Annotated in this window: 16 protein-coding genes and 1 pseudogene; 9 read left to right on the top strand and 8 right to left on the bottom strand. The window is 44.6% G+C overall.

Features of this window, described 5'->3' with window-relative positions; genetic code table 11:
- Nucleotides 1–227: 227 nt before the first annotated feature.
- Genes J8L84_RS07600 through J8L84_RS07590 form a run of 3 tightly spaced genes read left to right on the top strand, consistent with a single transcriptional unit; the run spans nucleotide 228 to nucleotide 2,072 of the window.
- A complete protein-coding gene (locus tag J8L84_RS07600; RefSeq protein WP_211070156.1) occupies nucleotides 228–716 on the top strand; it encodes an RNA polymerase sigma factor in 489 nt (162 codons plus the stop codon).
- Entirely contained in the window at nucleotides 713–1,561 is an 849-nt protein-coding gene (locus tag J8L84_RS07595) for an anti-sigma factor (RefSeq protein ID WP_211070155.1), read from the top strand. Before J8L84_RS07600 ends, J8L84_RS07595 begins: the two co-directional genes overlap by 4 nt.
- On the top strand, nucleotides 1,551–2,072 hold the full coding sequence (locus J8L84_RS07590) for a hypothetical protein (RefSeq protein ID WP_211070154.1): 522 nt from the start codon (nucleotides 1,551–1,553) through the stop codon (nucleotides 2,070–2,072). Before J8L84_RS07595 ends, J8L84_RS07590 begins: the two co-directional genes overlap by 11 nt.
- A 114-nt stretch (nucleotides 2,073–2,186) precedes the next feature.
- On the opposite strand, the gene J8L84_RS07585 is transcribed toward J8L84_RS07590, so the two are convergent.
- From J8L84_RS07585 to J8L84_RS07560, 6 genes and pseudogenes are all read right to left on the bottom strand, one after another.
- The gene (locus J8L84_RS07585) at nucleotides 2,187–2,378 is read right to left on the bottom strand and encodes a CsbD family protein (RefSeq protein ID WP_057795453.1); all 192 of its coding nucleotides are present in this window, start codon (nucleotides 2,376–2,378) and stop codon (nucleotides 2,187–2,189) included.
- Between the two features lie 217 nt (nucleotides 2,379–2,595).
- Nucleotides 2,596–3,375, bottom strand: a complete 780-nt coding sequence (locus J8L84_RS07580; protein ID WP_211070153.1) for a siderophore-interacting protein — start codon at nucleotides 3,373–3,375, stop codon at nucleotides 2,596–2,598.
- Nucleotides 3,376–3,473: 98 nt separating this feature from the next.
- Nucleotides 3,474–3,653, bottom strand: a pseudogene (locus J8L84_RS07575) (transposase); the annotation flags it as partial.
- On the bottom strand, nucleotides 3,646–3,819 hold the full coding sequence (locus tag J8L84_RS07570) for a hypothetical protein (protein WP_211070388.1): 174 nt from the start codon (nucleotides 3,817–3,819) through the stop codon (nucleotides 3,646–3,648). The pseudogene J8L84_RS07575 and the gene J8L84_RS07570, both read right to left, overlap by 8 nt.
- A gap of 120 nt (nucleotides 3,820–3,939) precedes the next feature.
- Entirely contained in the window at nucleotides 3,940–4,635 is a 696-nt protein-coding gene (locus J8L84_RS07565) for a LytTR family DNA-binding domain-containing protein (protein ID WP_211070152.1), read from the bottom strand.
- Nucleotides 4,620–6,389, bottom strand: a complete 1,770-nt coding sequence (locus J8L84_RS07560) for a histidine kinase (RefSeq protein WP_211070151.1) — start codon at nucleotides 6,387–6,389, stop codon at nucleotides 4,620–4,622. The genes J8L84_RS07565 and J8L84_RS07560 overlap by 16 nt, the downstream gene beginning before the upstream one ends.
- A 166-nt stretch (nucleotides 6,390–6,555) precedes the next feature.
- Between J8L84_RS07560 and J8L84_RS07555 the strand changes: the two genes are divergently transcribed.
- From J8L84_RS07555 to J8L84_RS07545, 3 genes are all read left to right on the top strand, one after another.
- Nucleotides 6,556–8,037: a serine hydrolase domain-containing protein gene (locus J8L84_RS07555; RefSeq protein ID WP_211070150.1), complete on the top strand. Its 1,482-nt coding sequence runs from the start codon at nucleotides 6,556–6,558 to the stop codon at nucleotides 8,035–8,037.
- A 118-nt stretch (nucleotides 8,038–8,155) separates the two neighbouring features.
- Nucleotides 8,156–8,479 (top strand): RidA family protein, encoded by a 324-nt coding sequence (locus tag J8L84_RS07550; protein ID WP_247670637.1) that lies wholly within the window; start codon nucleotides 8,156–8,158, stop codon nucleotides 8,477–8,479.
- 480 nt (nucleotides 8,480–8,959) lie between these two features.
- On the top strand, nucleotides 8,960–9,136 hold the full coding sequence (locus J8L84_RS07545) for a hypothetical protein (RefSeq protein ID WP_156454654.1): 177 nt from the start codon (nucleotides 8,960–8,962) through the stop codon (nucleotides 9,134–9,136).
- A 38-nt stretch (nucleotides 9,137–9,174) separates the two neighbouring features.
- On the opposite strand, the gene J8L84_RS20560 is transcribed toward J8L84_RS07545, so the two are convergent.
- Nucleotides 9,175–9,309 (bottom strand): hypothetical protein, encoded by a 135-nt coding sequence (locus tag J8L84_RS20560; protein WP_282100410.1) that lies wholly within the window; start codon nucleotides 9,307–9,309, stop codon nucleotides 9,175–9,177.
- 504 nt (nucleotides 9,310–9,813) lie between these two features.
- On the opposite strand from J8L84_RS20560, the gene J8L84_RS07540 reads away from it, so the two are divergent.
- Genes J8L84_RS07540 through J8L84_RS07530 form a run of 3 tightly spaced genes read left to right on the top strand, consistent with a single transcriptional unit; the run spans nucleotide 9,814 to nucleotide 14,760 of the window.
- Complete coding sequence (locus J8L84_RS07540; protein ID WP_211070149.1) at nucleotides 9,814–12,411, top strand: MMPL family transporter; 2,598 nt, start codon at nucleotides 9,814–9,816, stop codon at nucleotides 12,409–12,411.
- A gap of 1 nt (nucleotide 12,412) precedes the next feature.
- Entirely contained in the window at nucleotides 12,413–13,291 is an 879-nt protein-coding gene (locus tag J8L84_RS07535) for an outer membrane lipoprotein-sorting protein (RefSeq protein WP_211070148.1), read from the top strand.
- A gap of 5 nt (nucleotides 13,292–13,296) precedes the next feature.
- Nucleotides 13,297–14,760, top strand: coding sequence for a hypothetical protein (locus J8L84_RS07530; protein WP_247670655.1), 1,464 nt, complete (start codon nucleotides 13,297–13,299; stop codon nucleotides 14,758–14,760).
- Nucleotides 14,761–14,814: 54 nt separating this feature from the next.
- Here the strand turns inward: J8L84_RS07530 and J8L84_RS07525 are convergent, their stop codons facing one another.
- Nucleotides 14,815–15,642 (bottom strand): HAD family acid phosphatase, encoded by an 828-nt coding sequence (locus tag J8L84_RS07525; protein WP_211070146.1) that lies wholly within the window; start codon nucleotides 15,640–15,642, stop codon nucleotides 14,815–14,817.
- Nucleotides 15,643–15,676: the final 34 nt, after the last annotated feature.

Raw genomic sequence — 15,676 nt, 5'->3', positions numbered from 1 at the left:
GCGGCTAACCCCATACAAGCATCTCATGGCCTGAGGTGCTTGTTACTCGCCACGAGCGACTTACTTAATCCATCCGTAAAGCTGGCATAAAACGTGCCCTTATTGATGGATAATCCTTTTCTATTACTTAGTTAACGTTTGTTGATGAAAAAAATTCCCTATCGTTGGGAATAAATCACGGCACCAAACGTTAACTAGGTATAAAGCGTGATTTCATAGGAAATTGTATGAAAGAAGAAGTAACTGAACTCGTTCCATCATTGAGAAAATTTGCGTTTTCACTTACCGGCAATATACATGATGCTGATGATTTACTGCAAAATACGATTGAGAAACTACTGACTAAATCTTTGCCACAAGATGCCACACTGATGGCATGGGCATTTCGAGTTTGCCGAAATTTGTGGATAGATGAATATCGTGCGCAAAAAGTAAGAGCAAGTGCGGCGGTTAACCCTGAATTGCAGGCGCAGGATGAGGCGCACTTGGATGAAGCGCTTTCAGGTGGCATTACATTAAAGCAGGTGAGTAAGGCCATGGGAGAATTACCCCCAGAGCAGCGAGAGACCTTGTCACTTATTGCCATTCAAGGAATGAGCTACTCAGATGCTTCAGAGGTCCTTGAGGTACCGGCGGGGACCATTATGAGCAGGCTTGCTAGGGCACGAAGCAAACTCAGTAATATGCTAAATCCACAACAGGAGGTGGTGCTATGACAATATCTGACGAAATGCTTTCAGCATTTTTAGATGCAGAACTTAGCGATGAAGACATGGAATACGTTAGAGCGTCGATTGCCAATGATCTTACTTTGTCAGACCGTTTAGCGTCTTTGGCGCAGGTAGACATGATGGTGAAAGCGGCAGCTGATGCGGCAACGCAAAAACCTTTACCTAATAGCGTAGTGGCATTGCTTGCAGACGATGTTTCCTCAGAAGCCTATCTTGAGCAAGCGGACTTCGACTCAGATCAGGTAAGTTCAAGCCATACAGGTGAGCGCATATCAAGCAACGTAACCTCACTTGATCGCAAGACTCAAGAATCTGAAAGTAGTGGGAAGTGGAAAGTACCTTTGTCGTTAGCGGCTGGTGTGGCGTTAGTGGCAGGGCTAACCTTGATGCAATCGGAGCATACAGCCCCCCTTGACCCAGCAATCACTTCGACAACGAATAGCCATTGGGCGAATGTATCTAAAGCCCTTGATAATAACTTAACGGGCGAGATGATGGTAACCGATGCGGGCATGGAAATAGTGCCACAATTGTCGTTTATGAATATTCAATCTCAGTTGTGCAGGCAGGCGCAGATACAAGGTGAAGATGAACTGAATGTCATGATCGCATGTAAAAATAATCAGGGCATTTGGCAACTTCACGCCAGTAAGCTGATAACAGCGGGGCGCGATAAAAGTGAATATCAAACGGCAAGTGCCAACAAAGTGCTTGATGAAGAGATAGATTTGTTAATGGTGTCCACACCATTAAATAGAGAGCAAGAGCAGCAAGCTATTAATCATGGATGGCAGTCTAAGGCTGCCGAAGGAGTAGTTAATGAAAACTAAATTTATAGCGTTTCTAGCAGTGATAGTAATGACAGGGTGTGCGAGCCAACCCGATTACCGACAGGCATCTAAAGGGGGCTTCGGGTATACCGAAAGTAAATTAAGCGAAACCCAATACCGTGTTCACTTCAAAGGTAGAGGGTCGGATAAGAGTAAAGCCATGGATTATGCCATGTACCGCTCGGCGGAATTGACCTTACTAAAAGGTTACGATTGGTTTGTCGTAACTGATCGGGAAACCATGGTAGATAAAGAGCGTGTACAAACATCACCTCAGGTTGGCTTTAGCCAACGCTATGCGAGGGTAACTGAGTGTGGCGTTATTACTTGTAGAACGTCTTACCACCCTACAACCCAGTTTGAATCTGGTATTTTCGTAGGTGGCTCACAAAAGAGCGAAATCGAAAGTATTTTGAATATTGAGATGGGCAAGGGTACTCGACCCACGTCGTCTACAAGCTTTGATGCAAGAGAAATTAGCAACAACTTAAAGCCTGATACGGAATCTTGATGTTAAGTCCTGACAAAGGGGTTTAGCCCTGACGGTTAGGTTGTTTTACGCATAAAAAAAGCCCCGAATGGGGCTTTTCTTGTACTGCTAGCCATTAAGGCTTAGGTGAAGTGCCTAGTTGAAATGGCTATCCACTTCTTTTTCGGCTTCTTCACGGCTCTTGCCGTACGCTTGCTGAATCTTGCCTACTAGCTCTTCACGACGACCATCAATGACGTCTAGGTCATCATCGGTAAGTTTACCCCATTGCTGTTGTACCTTACCTTTCATTTCTTTCCAGTTGCCTTCGATACGATCATTGTTCATATGTTGCTCCTTTAAAAAGAATAACCGAGTGGTTATTGTGAACTGCACTTAATAAGTAGCAATCCCCATTCCAAAGATTAACATCTTGATCAATATAGATTTTTGTTGGTTTTTATAAAGGAGCTAATACCAGCGCTCTGCATTATTTACAGGGCGCTGAAAGTCGTACAGGGTTTTATGCTTTCACGGCACAGCAAAATTGTTGCTTTAATGCTAATTAGGCAAGCTGTTTCGCAAAGGCTTCAACATCTTGGCGTTTATCTATCTTATGTTGATCTTCGCTGCGGCCTTCACGCCAATAACTACTAATATAAACTTGGCTGTGAGGTACCTGTTTTTCGTCTTTTAGCCACGAACGAATTTTTCTCATCTGTGAAAATTCACACGCCACCCATACCGCAGGCGTTCCCTCTGGCCAGTTAGTGCGCTGCATGGCGTCAGATAATGTTGCTTCTTTTTTAGATACCCACTGAACAGTGACGCCTTCAGGTTTTTCTAGCACGGTGGCATCCGTTTCATGTTCAATAGCAATAACGGCAATGCCTTTAGTATGGCTAGGAAGCGCTTGTAAATAGTTGCGAATACTAGGCAGTGCAGTCATATCGCCTGCGAAGAGCACCCACTCGTAGTCTTTAGCTAACGCTTTACTGCTGCCAGGGCCTGCAATCGTTAGTTTATCGCCTTCTTTTGCTCTTAGGGCCCATGCGGCCGCAGGGCCAGTTACGCCATCTTTAACATGCACTACCATATCGATGGTCATTTGTGCTTTTTGTCTATCGAAGCTATTTATTGTGTAGGTTCGCATCGCAACGGGGCTATCTTTCGCAGGCTTTACTATAGGGTTGCCATTTAAATCAAAAAGTAATTTAACGTAGGCGCCAGGGCGAGTTTCTGGAAAGTCTTCTAATGTAGCGCCGCCAAGGACAATACGTTGCATGTTTGGTGTTACGCGGAAAGACTCGATAACTTCAACAACACGAGGTGCGGGTTTAGACATGATTTTCTCCAAGTGGGACAACGAGCTCATTCTACATGATAATGGTTCTCGTTTCTATTTATGAAGTTGGTATGAAATCTAGCTAACCCCAGATCTGTTTAAGCAACGACCATAGAATTTATCTCAACGTCAGTAATATCAAGGGATGGATTATCTTTCTTTAAGCAATAAGCCACCAATCCTGCGAGTAAATTAAGCATAAATCCATTCATACTGCGGTGCCTTGAGTGTTCAATGAACGAAATGTTTTTTAGTTGGTCATTTATTGTCTCAATAATAAGACACGCCGGTAAATACCACCACTTGATTTCTGGGTATATCAACGCTGATATTTTTTAAATTGTGTACCCGAGCGCCGCGTACCTGAATTTGCCCGTCGTCGTTACTCACCTGTTCACCTATACCGTAATATGCAGTTAAATTTGGCAGTTCTCCGCTTCGCATTAGGGAATGCCTTACCGATATAGTGTGTAGAGGCTATGACTTTTTTTCGATCAGAAATATCTTTAGGTATCTTGCCGATTCCATGTCGAACGAGTTACCTAAGCTCACGGCCCAGAGCGCTTAAATAAGCTCGGCTTTTAGGGCCTTAACTCGTGTTCTGCCCACGGGAAGTTGCTCGCCATTTTTTAACCACAACCAGTATTTACTACCAACATCGGTACTGATTTTTTCACAGTTTTGCAGCGGTACTAAGTAAGAACGATGGACGCGAAAGAAGTCCTTTGCGAGTAGTTGATTCAGCTTTTCAATGTTCTTGTCGTGCAGCAAAGTACGGTCATCGTGGGTGATTATTTCACTGTAGTGACCGGCTGCTTTGATGTAGGCAATATCTTCAATGGGCAATAACTCAATGACACCATGTCTTCGGTAAGTTAAAAACCGGCAGCCTTGTTGAGCGCTTTTGAGTTCCGCGCGCGAAATTGCGGTTGCCACTCTTTCCAGGGTGAAGGGCTTGGCAACAAAATCGAGTATGCCCAATTCAAACGCTTCTATGGCTCGATCGGTATTGGCTGATACCACAATGGTGTGAAAGCTTTGGGCTAACTGATCTTTTAATAACTCAAAGCCGTCCAAACCTCCTAAATTAAGATCTAAAAAAAGCAGATCGACAGCATGATTCGCCATGTGATCCCTGGCATCATCAATACTGTGAAAGTGATGAAGTTTTGTCGGCGCATCTGCGGTAATTTGTTGAATAAAACGCATAAGGCGTTTTGCCACCATCACCTCATCTTCCACAATTACCCAATGTTGCATGTGACACCTTTTTCAATCATTGGAAACGAGAGCGCCACCGTAACAGCTTGTGAGTCGCGGCGCTCTTGCATAGCCCAGTCATGGTTAAAACTCTCTTTAAATCGAGATTGAATATATTTATTGCCAATACCGGTTTGTAACCCACTTGAGCCTTGATAAGGAGATAAGGGTATTTGCAGCGTTAATGTTTGTTTGTTGCCATTCAGGCGCTGAGTTAGCTGAAATTCAAACGCACCTTCCCGGTAACGGTTGTGTGAAATAGCATTCTCTAACAGGGTTAACAAAACCCCCGGAGGCAACAATACCTGAGCGTTTTTTATGTCCTGGGATAACTGAAAATCTACGCAGGCTCTATAGCCCATAATGGTCAGATGGCTTTGGCATAGTGCTATTTCGTGTTCAAGGGCAATCAGCGGTTGCTGTGAAAGCTTGATCAGCAATCGAAATTCGTTGGCGAGCGCCTGAATAAAATTGACGGCAGTTTTGGGGTCCTCTTCAATCCATTCTTCAATTGCGGTAAGCGTATTCATAATAAAATGAGGTTGTAGGTTACGCTTTAACAATTCCAGTTCCATACGACTGGCATTTAGCTGGCTTTGCAGTAGCGCTTGCCGTTCCGTACGGATTGAATTTAAGGTTAAGTATAAAATGAATACATTTAAAACAGAAAACGAGATAAAGAAAAATGTATCCATGTAAGAATAAGTATTGCTTAACACCGGCGAGATAAACACCAGTAATGCACAAAGTAGTTTTCCGCTGTGCGCCCGTTTTTGTACAAGGCCTTGAATGCAGACAAGCCCGCAAATACCAACACTGGATACAAAGACCAGAAGACTGCGATCATCATACCCGGATAGAGTGAGTAACCAATATCCTTGAATGCCAAGTACCAGGCTTAACCAACCTAACTTCCACGCAGAAGAAAGCTTAACGACACAGGTAATAAAGGCTACGAACAATATACCCAAACAGCATGAAAGTCCTAACACCAGTTCTAACCGCGGAAGGTGCCAATCGTAGGTGTAACCAATAATACCGCGGGCCGATTCGGTGATAATGAGTAACATGGTGGCGCTACACAGTAACCCGAACAGCAAATATTGCACTTCACGCCAAGCTGATGCAAAAAGCATAAAGCAATACACCGCCAATAACCCAAGCGCACTTAACATTAACAGTGATGGTAACGCGCGTTTAATCGACATGGCGATCAAGGTTGTGTAGTCACTAACAAAGGCAAAGAAGCCGCCATACTGGACTTCTGAAGGATGATGATGGCTCGACAAGTATAAACTCAACGTGTTCTGCCCAATGACGACAGCATCTTTGTTGATAAGCAGCACCTTGTCGATATCGCCTATGACTTCTTCTTCTTTGGTGAGTGCAGGCTTGCCGTTACTACCAATGTACTCGCCATTCCAATACGCATCGAATGAGCCCATTACCGAAACGAAGACGCCCATAGGATTTGGTGAAAGCTCATCGATGGTAAAATCTATCTGAACCCATATCGGTGTGTCGACGTGGGCTATGCCTCGAAAAGTTGAACTTCGCCAATTTGTACGTTCCGATGGGCGGGATCGGAAATCCTGTTGGTGATCTTCAGACCAATAATAGGTATTGCTGAATATGATGTTTTCATCGACCTCATTTGCTCTGTTAGATTGAAACATCGCTGTGCCAGCAACAACCAGAGCAGCCATTGCACTAAATAATAAGAAGTATATGAGCGTGTTGGTTCTGGCTTTCATTAAAAAGTGCGCAAGGTTAGGTCGAGTTAATGCAAGTATAACAAGAGTCTATAAGCTTATTTGAGCAGTTGGTAGGGCTTATCGAGCAGTTGGTGCAGAATATGATCTGACAAACTGTGAACGCAATAACATAGATGCCTCATTACCTACCCATGAGGCGATTGATATGTATAAACCCTGTTTACCCGTTCTTGTTTTAAGTGTGTTATTTAACTTAACGCCCCCTTCTCACGTGGTCGCCAAAACCATGTCAGAGCAGCACATCACTGAGCAGCAATTGGGAATCAATTATCACGAACTGCTCAATGAACATAAACTCACTGGCGTGAGTGTGGCCATTGTCGATAATTATCAAATAGTGGCACGGCATGTTGCCGGTGAAAAAAGCGTTGGTACTGGTGACCTCATTGATGCCGAAACCGCTTTTTCTACTGCCTCAATGTCTAAACCGGTAACTGCCACTATTGCAGCCATGTTGGCGGAAAAAGGTGTTATCGACTGGGATATGCCCGTTAATCACTATCTTACCCGTTGGCAATTAGCGGAAACTGACTTTACCCAAGAGCGCCAGGTTACCATCCGCGATTTATTAACTCACACTGCGGGCACTAGTCAAAGTGGTTATGCTGATTTTTACCAGGGTGACGACAACATCCCTACGTTAATGGACACCTTAAACGGAAAAAATTTACCACGGTACGACAAGCCAGTGCACGTTCAAGCTCCAGTAGGAGAAAAGTGGGATTACAGTGGCGGCGGATATGTGGTGGTACAAGCTGCTATTGAAGACACGACTCAGAAAACACTACAGCAACTTGCCAAAACCATGCTGTTTGACCCTCTGAACATGACCCACACCACTATGTATCAACCAGGTAACCCAGAGTTTCCTGCTAATGTTGCCAAGGTACATGACGACGATCAGCAAGTCATAAAAACCGGGCTGCCGATTTGCCCACAAATTGCGCCTTCGGGTATGTGGTCTACACCTTCAGACTTAACCAACTTTCTAATTGATTATCAGATGGCATTAGCGGGTAAACCCACTCGCGTAATTTCACCTAAGGTGGCAGCTATGACCACCCAAATTCACACCCTCAGTACTGTGAATGGAATGAGTGCCGGTTGGTTTAGAGGTGACGCTGACGGTAATCTGGATTGGTTTTCACATGGCGGCTCAAATACTGGCACAGGAGGAGAGATGAGAGCGACTATGGAAGGCGGCCGGGCGCTTGTGATCTTAGGGAATGGTGGTAACGGTGCGCGTATGCCGGTGATCGACACCATCAGGAAAACGACTATTGAGCAATTAGGCTGGTCGCAATCAATGCCTTTAAAGCCGGATAACTCGCCTTTACCTCAAGCGCTAGTATCTCAGTGGGTAGGAGAATACAAGCAGCCCTTTGCGTTTTTGAAAGAGCCTGCCGTTGTGACAGCAGAAGGTGGAAATCTGTATATTTCAGGCATGATGATAATGGCTCAACGGCCTAAAAAATATGCGCTTATTTATGTCGGTGACGGTAAGTTTACGATTGATGAAATGGCCGGTGAGCTTTCATTGAAGGTAAACCCTGATGACAAACGCACTTATTTGGTAAGGACAAGAACAGGTACAATCCTTTCTGATTATAGCATGTTGAAACTGTAGCTTTGCAATTGTGCCCTTAACAGGAGTGGCTGCTTAAGCGCCACTCGCTTTGTTTCTCTTTGAGGCGCTTATTACAGGCGCAAATCACGGTATTAAAAGAATGGAAACTAAGTAGCGCATGAGTCGCGTTGTAAAGCACAATGGCGCTATCTATTTATGCGAGCAATTGTGTGCCGATACGACCAAGGACATCACTCATCAAACTCAAACCATGCTGGACAAAGTGGACAGCCTGCTTATTCAGGCTGGTAGCGACCGAAAGCACATGCTTTCAGCCACTATTTATCTTAAAACTATGGATGATTTTGTAAAGATAAACGATGTCTGGGACAACTGGATTCCTGAAGGTTATGCTCGGGCTAGAGCATGTGTGACCGGTAATATGGCTCGTGAAGCGTTGCTTGTAGAGATATCAGTCGTTGCTGCCGAAATAAGCAATTAACAGACGGCGCTATGCAAGGCTTGACGGAAGCGACCGTTTTTTTTGCGGGCAGCAATTTCATTTTCTTAAACAGGATTCAGGTTAGCTAATAATTCTGGTTTTTAGAAAAGTAGGTAGTAATACGCGAGAGAGGATTTTATTACAGGCAAAAAGAAAGGGGCTAAAGAGCCCCTTAAGAAAAACACAACATAACTTGGAAAACACATTTACACTTCACAAAGCCAACACACTAAATGACTCCATGTATTAGTAAGAGTGGGGAAATAAAGAAAAGTTCAGCAAAATAGAAAAATAAATAAAAAAACTTTGGAACAATGATTTTTAGGGTTTCTTTGACCTTATATCTCATTGTTTTCAAAAGAAGGGCAAGGAATAAAAAATAAGTAAGTACATAAAGCTACACGCAAAAAAATGCCCGCCAAAGGCGGGCCAAAATCAGAGGTATATAAAAGGCCGGGAAGGGCCTTAGAGGGGAGAGGCATGCTGTCGGGTGACAGCACACTAATAATATCGATGACATTACTAGTGTTCCTCAATATGGCCATTGCTGAAGGCATAATGCCGGGTCAACAGAGCCAAATAGGTTACAATCCTTTGTTGCACATGGACATCAATGTCTGTGCCAGTGATGTGGGTATCCAGCAGCAATCGCGATAATAGCGTTTGCAACTCTGCATCCTGCAGGCCTTTACGACTTAATCCAAGTCACCATCACACTCAACTGGCGCAAAAACAGATAATCGGTCATTCACGTCAACAACTTCCTTAAGCGAATCAACCCACTCCGTGGTGATTGCTTTGTCGACATCAATGTCAACCTTGCTCGCCATTAAGGCGTATCCCTTTTCAACATCCGTGTTGGTGTTAAACGTATTTAACTTTCCGATAAACAACAGAGCGACGTTAACCTTGCTATCAATCCTTGCATCCTTGGCCGACGAATTTCCTTTTACGTCCGATGTTGTCAGCCTGCGCAGATAAAGTCTGTAATGCCATGGTTACCTTCGTGGTAACGGTATGCCTTCCTAGCATCATGTTTACATCTGTTGTTATCCGTTAGTCTAATTAATGCTAAACTTGTGCCAAGGATTAAGATAATTTTAATTAATTTGTAAATAATTGATATATATCTATTATTTTCTTTATTTCTACACGTTGGCACTTTATAAGCGTATGTTTAAGAAAATGGGTGGGAAAATTTTTCCTACTGCTATGTCGTTTCTTACCGACATGTACATGCAAAATTACACCTAAAGTTACTTTGCCTAAAAATGTGCTTGTTTACTGAACAAACCATAAATATAATAAAAATCTAATATGTTGAGGTTTTTGATATGAAATTAGCAATCGATGTGCTTTTGCATGTAAGCACGCACAAAGGGCGATGGGTTTATTTTTTTCTCGCCGTTTTAACGGCATTTGCCGCTTTTCAAATGCGCCTGATTCAGATTGATACCGACCCCGAAAACATGTTGGCCGAATCTCATAGTGCTCGCACCTTTCACAATGAGGTAAAGCAAACCTTCTCCATGTACGATGCAATAGTGGTTGGTCTGGTGGTGGATAATTTTGCCAAAGGAGACGGGGCCAAAGACGACGAGGGCAAAGGTGGCATATACACGCCAGAAAACTTGGCGGCCATTCACAAAGTGACTAATCATGTGCTTGCCATAGAGGGTGTTATTGGCCAAGACGTCATGTCGTTTTCAACGGTAGACAACATCAAGCAAAGTAGTGACGGTAGTCTGGAGTTTTCATGGCTAATGGCCAGCCCTCCTGAAACCGCAAGCGCGAGTGCACAACTACAAGATTCTATCGAAAGGTTGCCCTTACTATACGACACACTCGCTGCCTCTTCAGGCAATGCTGCTGCTATCTATATTCCCATTGCCGATAAAAATGAAAGTTATCGCATTGCCCAAGATATTCGCGCTTATTTAGCGAATGTTGACACCACTGGCCAATGGCACATCACAGGGTTACCTGTGGCCGAAGATCAATTTGGTGTAGAAATGTTTGTGCAAATGGCCATTGCTGCGCCTGCAGCTGGTGCCATGATTTTTGTTCTTCTGTTCCTATTTTTTAGAAATTGGTCTCTTATTACTGCGCCCATGATAGTGGCGATGGGTACGGTTATCATCACCATGGGTGCTCTCATTGGTATGGGGTTCACTGTGCACATCATGTCATCCATGATTGCCATCTTTCTAATGCCTATCGCGGTAGTCGACTCAGTCCACATATTGTCTGAATTTTCCGACCGTTATAAACCAGGTGAGAATGCAGGCAAAGTGATCACTCAAGTAGTTGAGCACCTGTTTAAGCCCATGCTGTTTACCTCGCTCACCTCATCAGCAGGTTTCTTCTCCTTAATGTTAACGCCTATTCCCCCTGTGCAAATCTTTGGCGCTTATATTGGGTTTGGTATTTTGTTGGCATTTTTGATTACCCTTACTTTTATTCCTGCTTATATATCTCGAATGTCGCCCGCAGCATTAAACAAGCTTCAAGTAGCGTTGCATCAAAACGAAGAGGCAGACAATAGTAAGGGTAATAGCACTTTACTAAAGCGTACCGTTAATAAACTGCGCTATATTGCGCTGAACCACCGAGCGTTAATTATTGCTATATTTGGTGTAATTACCCTTGTATCAGCGTGGGGTATTACGCAAATTAATATCAACGACAACCCCGTGCGTTGGTTTAAAAAAGACCATGAAATAAGAGTGGCAGACAGAGCGTTAAATGCAGAGTTTGCGGGCACGTACAATGCCTATCTGGTGATTACCGATACCAATGAAAGCATTGATGCAAGCAAGGTGTTAAACGAGGCGAAATTACCCTCAAGTTTAGATGAATGGGTTGAGCAAACCCAGGCCACGATAAACCAGAGCGACGACGCTAACAAAATGTCGGAACTTGCCATGCGTATTGACGATGCGTTATTTAGCAACCTCAACGATGACGAACTAATGGCGTTAGAAAGCTTATTGCAAGTCGTCGATGCGGCAAATGGAAATGCTAATACCTTCCAGCAGCCCGCAGTACTTAAGCATATTGAAAGGTTACAAGCCTACCTAGACACTCAACCGTTAATTGGTAAATCACAGTCTTTGGTTGATGTCGTCAAAGTGGTGAATCGTGAGCTACGCTCAGGCAACGAGGCAGACTACGCATTACCCGCCAACAACCGAGGCGTAGCACAAACCTTAATGCAATATCAGTCTTCCCACCGTCCGCAAGACTTGTGGCATTTTGTTACGCCTGATTATCGCCAAACCCTGATTTGGCTGCAGCTTACCAGTGGTGATAACCAAGATATGACAAATGTGATATCGCTTGTAGAAGATTACTTTGCGAAGAATCCATTACCACAAGGGCTAAGCTACGACTGGGCAGGTAAAGCCTACTTAAATGTGGTGTGGCAGGAAAATATGGTAACAGGCATGTTGGAAAGTTTGCTTAGCGCTTTTGTCATTGTGTTTGTGATGATGGTACTGCTGTTTCGTTCTTTTGTTTTTGGCGTGCTTGCCATGCTCCCCCTTACCATCACTATTACCTTTATTTATGGCCTTATTGGCATTGTAGGCAAAGACTACGACATGCCTATTGCCGTGCTATCGGCGCTCACCTTGGGGTTATCTGTCGATTTTGCGATTCACTTCCTTGCTAGGGCGCGGGAAATTTATAAAGAAACGGGCAGTGTGCCAGACACATTAGACGCTATGTTCGATGAGCCAGCCAGTGCGATAACGCGCAATGCATTGGTAATAGCACTGGGCTTCACGCCTTTATTGCTAGCGCCGTTGGTACCTTACATAACAGTAGGTGTTTTCTTAGCGAGTATCATGGCGGTATCTGCCTTGGTGACTTTGTTGGTCTTACCCGCGGCCATGGTATTTCTAAAACGTTGGGTTTTTAAAGGAGCTTAATATGCGTAATTCAATGCTTCAAATTGCTAAAGTTAGTTATGTTTTTTCTCACATCAGAGTGAGCAAGGCAGCTGTTCGTATACTCGCCGCTACTATGATGGTGTTAGGTATTTTTGGAAGTGCTAGTGCATCTGCCGTTGAAGAGGATATCGCCAGTATCATTGCAAAGTCAGAAAAAGCCGCCTATTACGCGGGGAGTGACGGCAAGTCGATGGCGCGAATGATTATCGTAGACAGCCAGGACCGCAAACAAATGCGCCAATTCACGATTCTGCGCAAAGACGTGCTAGACAATGAAGGCACTGAAACGGGAGATCAAAAAATGCTGGTCTTTTTCAGCCGCCCAACCGAAGTAAAAGGCACGGTATTTAGAGTTGAAAAGCACACCAACATTCATACCGATGACGATCGGTGGTTGTATTTACCCGCCCTTGATTTGGTGAAGCGAATAGCCGCGGGTGATAAACGCACCTCGTTTGTCGGCTCTCATTTTTTCTATGAAGATGTGTCGGGCCGTGCAGTGTCAGAAGACAACTTCACAATGCAAAACGCAACTGACACTCACTATGTGTTGCGGGCAACGCCTAAAAACCTAGGTAGTGTAGAGTTTTCCCATTATATAGTAGAGATAGACAAGCAAACCTATTTGCCCACGCTAATCAACTTTTTCAAAGGGGGTGATAATTACCGCCGAGTTGAAGCCGTATCAGTAGAAACGGTTCAAGGCTACCCGACTGTGGTGCGAAGCAAAGTGTCTGATTTAGCATCAGGCGGCTACACCCTAATGGAATTTCGCGGTATTCAGTACGATATTGCGTTACCCGACAGCGTATTTAGTGAGCGCAGTTTACGCGTGCCACCACGAGAGTTTGTGGAGTAATCGTGATGCGGGGAAAGAAATCACGTGGATTAGCGCTACTGGCAATAGCGCTTCTGGGAACAAATGTTTCACTTTTGGCGTATTCACAAGAACTCAAAAATGAAACTGTGGAAGACGAGCCTGCCAAAACTGAACAAGTTGACAACTCAGAGCCTGCTAGCGACGACGATTGGGAAGACGAAGGCTGGAGCGACGATAACTGGAGCGACGATAACTGGAGCGACGATAGTTGGGGCAACGAAGACTGGGGCGAGCAGGACAATAACGCCACCGCTTACACCTTTAGTGGATTTGTCGAGCTGGCGGCAGGAAACCGAGTGGCGAATGATGCTGCCATTGCTTCTAGCAGCACCTTACGAGACGCAAGAGTGCAACTGCGCGCCGATTATGCGCTAGCAGCATCTAAACTCAGTTTTCGCGGCGATGCGTGGTACGACGGTGTTAAACATCAACGAGAGTTTCAGGTACGTGAGTTAGCATGGCAAGGTAGCCTGGCTGCTTTGGGCGAATGGGGCAATGCTTTTGACTTAAAAGTCGGGCAACAAGTACTTACTTGGGGAACAGGCGACTATGTGTTTCTTAACGACCTTTTCCCAAAAGATTATCAGTCATTTTTCTCAGGCCGTGATGATGAGTATTTAAAAGCGCCCAGTGCCTCCATTAAGCTATCGGGTTATTGGGAGGCCATAAATATAGATGTTGTGGTGACGCCTAACTTTGAACCCGATATTGGTATTACGGGAGAGGTGTTTTCGTTTTTCAGCCCCCAAGTAAATGAAAACATTGCGCCAGCGTATACCGTAACTAACGCTAATACCCCAAGTGGTAGTGAAGTGGCGTTGCGGGCGCATCGCACGTTTAGCAGCTCGTTCGGGAGTATTGAGGCTGCGTTATATGGATATCGGGGCTATACCAAGCAACCCACGGCCGTTGATGAATTAGGTGCTCCGCGCTATAGCCGCTTAAATGCTATTGGTGCCAGCGTAGTTATGCCCTTGGGTAAAGGGATTGCAAATGCAGAGTATGCGTATTATCGGAGTGTGGAAGACAGCGAAGGTACGTCACCATCAGTGAGTAATTCCCAGAGCCGCTTCTTACTTGGGTACAGCCAAGAAGTGATGGCGAATGTAACTGGTGCTGTGCAGTGGTATACCGAAGCCATTCAACATCATGATGCGTTATTGACCCATTCACCCTACCCAGAATATGAGCAAGAAGCGTATCGCCATTGGGTAACCACTCGCATTACATGGCAGGCGAAAAGACAAACCCTCACCCTCAATACCTTTTTGTTTTACTCCCCCACCGACAACGATGGTTACTTGAAAGCTAGCGCAAGCTATTCACCTACTGATAAGTGGCAGGTTCGAGGCGGAGTAAACCTATTTAGTGGTGATGAACCGCATACTTTCTTTGCTCAATTTGAAGACGCTAGTAACGTCTATTTTGCGTTTAGGTATTTCTATTGAGGAGTGGAAAAGCACTGCTACAGCCACAATGCGGTAGCAGTGGCAAAAAGCGAGTTACCAAGAACCATACATGGGGTTAGGTAAAATAAACAAGCTAGTACCGACTTCAGGCAGTATTGCTGGCAGATAAGCATCTTCCTGCGTTACGCCTTGAAAATCTTCAATGTTATCGCCAATTTGCATAATAATATTATGCGGTTTGTTCCAGCCTTTAATTGCAGTGTCATTAGTTATTGAGCAAGCTGGCGAGCCTTGTTTTACAGCATTACGACGACGGTCTTTATCGTTCACAATGTACTTATGATCAACGGCATCTTTGTCGGCAGGTAGTCTGCCCATAATACAGGTGTTGCTTGGTGTAAGCGGTAAGCCCACAGCCAATAAGTTATTCCAAGTGTGGCTGTCTAAGGTTTTATCGCGGTTAGTAATTAGCGCAATCTTTCCACCTCTTTCAATCACCGTTGCTAGAAACTTATCTACACCGGGAACCAAAGTGGCTTCTTCTCTTTTTATCCATGCATTCCAGCTTTCGCTTGAATAACCCAAGCCTTTAGACTCACGCTCTTCTTGATAAAGGCTGTTATCAAGCACGGTTTCATCTACATCTAGCACGATCACGGCAGGCGTTTGCTGATTTTCAAAGGTCGCAGGCAGTGCGGCGGTAGCCTGTTTGTAAACATAGGCGCTAAGAAGTGGATACTCTTTACTCTGGCGTTGGTATTTCACTGAGTTTGATAGAGAAAACGACGCTTCTGGTGCGGCGGCCGCGGCCGTATCAGCCTGATTTGTGGTAACACATGCCGATAGCGCACTTAGCGCCAAACAAGACACGGCAATAGGTCGTAGAGCGGTCTTAAGAGAAATCGAAGCAGTGGTAAACATGTTTATAGTCCTTGCTTAGCGTTAACAGTCTGTA

This window comes from Alteromonas sp. MMG017, assembly GCF_018100795.1.
Lineage (GTDB): Bacteria > Pseudomonadota > Gammaproteobacteria > Enterobacterales > Alteromonadaceae > Alteromonas.
This window is presented reverse-complemented; position numbering and strand designations above follow the sequence as displayed.

Coding starts and splice junctions, on each gene's coding strand:
- J8L84_RS20560 (WP_282100410.1), bottom strand. CDS start 9,309: ATGGCGAGCAAGGTTGACATTGATGTCGACAAAGCAATCACCACGGAG.
- J8L84_RS07530 (WP_247670655.1), top strand. CDS start 13,297: ATGCGGGGAAAGAAATCACGTGGATTAGCGCTACTGGCAATAGCGCTT.
- J8L84_RS07570 (WP_211070388.1), bottom strand. CDS start 3,819: ATGCGAAGCGGAGAACTGCCAAATTTAACTGCATATTACGGTATAGGT.
- J8L84_RS07595 (WP_211070155.1), top strand. CDS start 713: ATGACAATATCTGACGAAATGCTTTCAGCATTTTTAGATGCAGAACTT.
- J8L84_RS07535 (WP_211070148.1), top strand. CDS start 12,413: ATGCGTAATTCAATGCTTCAAATTGCTAAAGTTAGTTATGTTTTTTCT.
- J8L84_RS07580 (WP_211070153.1), bottom strand. CDS start 3,375: ATGTCTAAACCCGCACCTCGTGTTGTTGAAGTTATCGAGTCTTTCCGC.
- J8L84_RS07565 (WP_211070152.1), bottom strand. CDS start 4,635: ATGCAACATTGGGTAATTGTGGAAGATGAGGTGATGGTGGCAAAACGC.
- J8L84_RS07545 (WP_156454654.1), top strand. CDS start 8,960: ATGCTGTCGGGTGACAGCACACTAATAATATCGATGACATTACTAGTG.
- J8L84_RS07560 (WP_211070151.1), bottom strand. CDS start 6,389: ATGAAAGCCAGAACCAACACGCTCATATACTTCTTATTATTTAGTGCA.
- J8L84_RS07590 (WP_211070154.1), top strand. CDS start 1,551: ATGAAAACTAAATTTATAGCGTTTCTAGCAGTGATAGTAATGACAGGG.
- J8L84_RS07550 (WP_247670637.1), top strand. CDS start 8,156: ATGAGTCGCGTTGTAAAGCACAATGGCGCTATCTATTTATGCGAGCAA.
- J8L84_RS07555 (WP_211070150.1), top strand. CDS start 6,556: ATGTATAAACCCTGTTTACCCGTTCTTGTTTTAAGTGTGTTATTTAAC.
- J8L84_RS07600 (WP_211070156.1), top strand. CDS start 228: ATGAAAGAAGAAGTAACTGAACTCGTTCCATCATTGAGAAAATTTGCG.
- J8L84_RS07525 (WP_211070146.1), bottom strand. CDS start 15,642: ATGTTTACCACTGCTTCGATTTCTCTTAAGACCGCTCTACGACCTATT.
- J8L84_RS07540 (WP_211070149.1), top strand. CDS start 9,814: ATGAAATTAGCAATCGATGTGCTTTTGCATGTAAGCACGCACAAAGGG.
- J8L84_RS07585 (WP_057795453.1), bottom strand. CDS start 2,378: ATGAACAATGATCGTATCGAAGGCAACTGGAAAGAAATGAAAGGTAAG.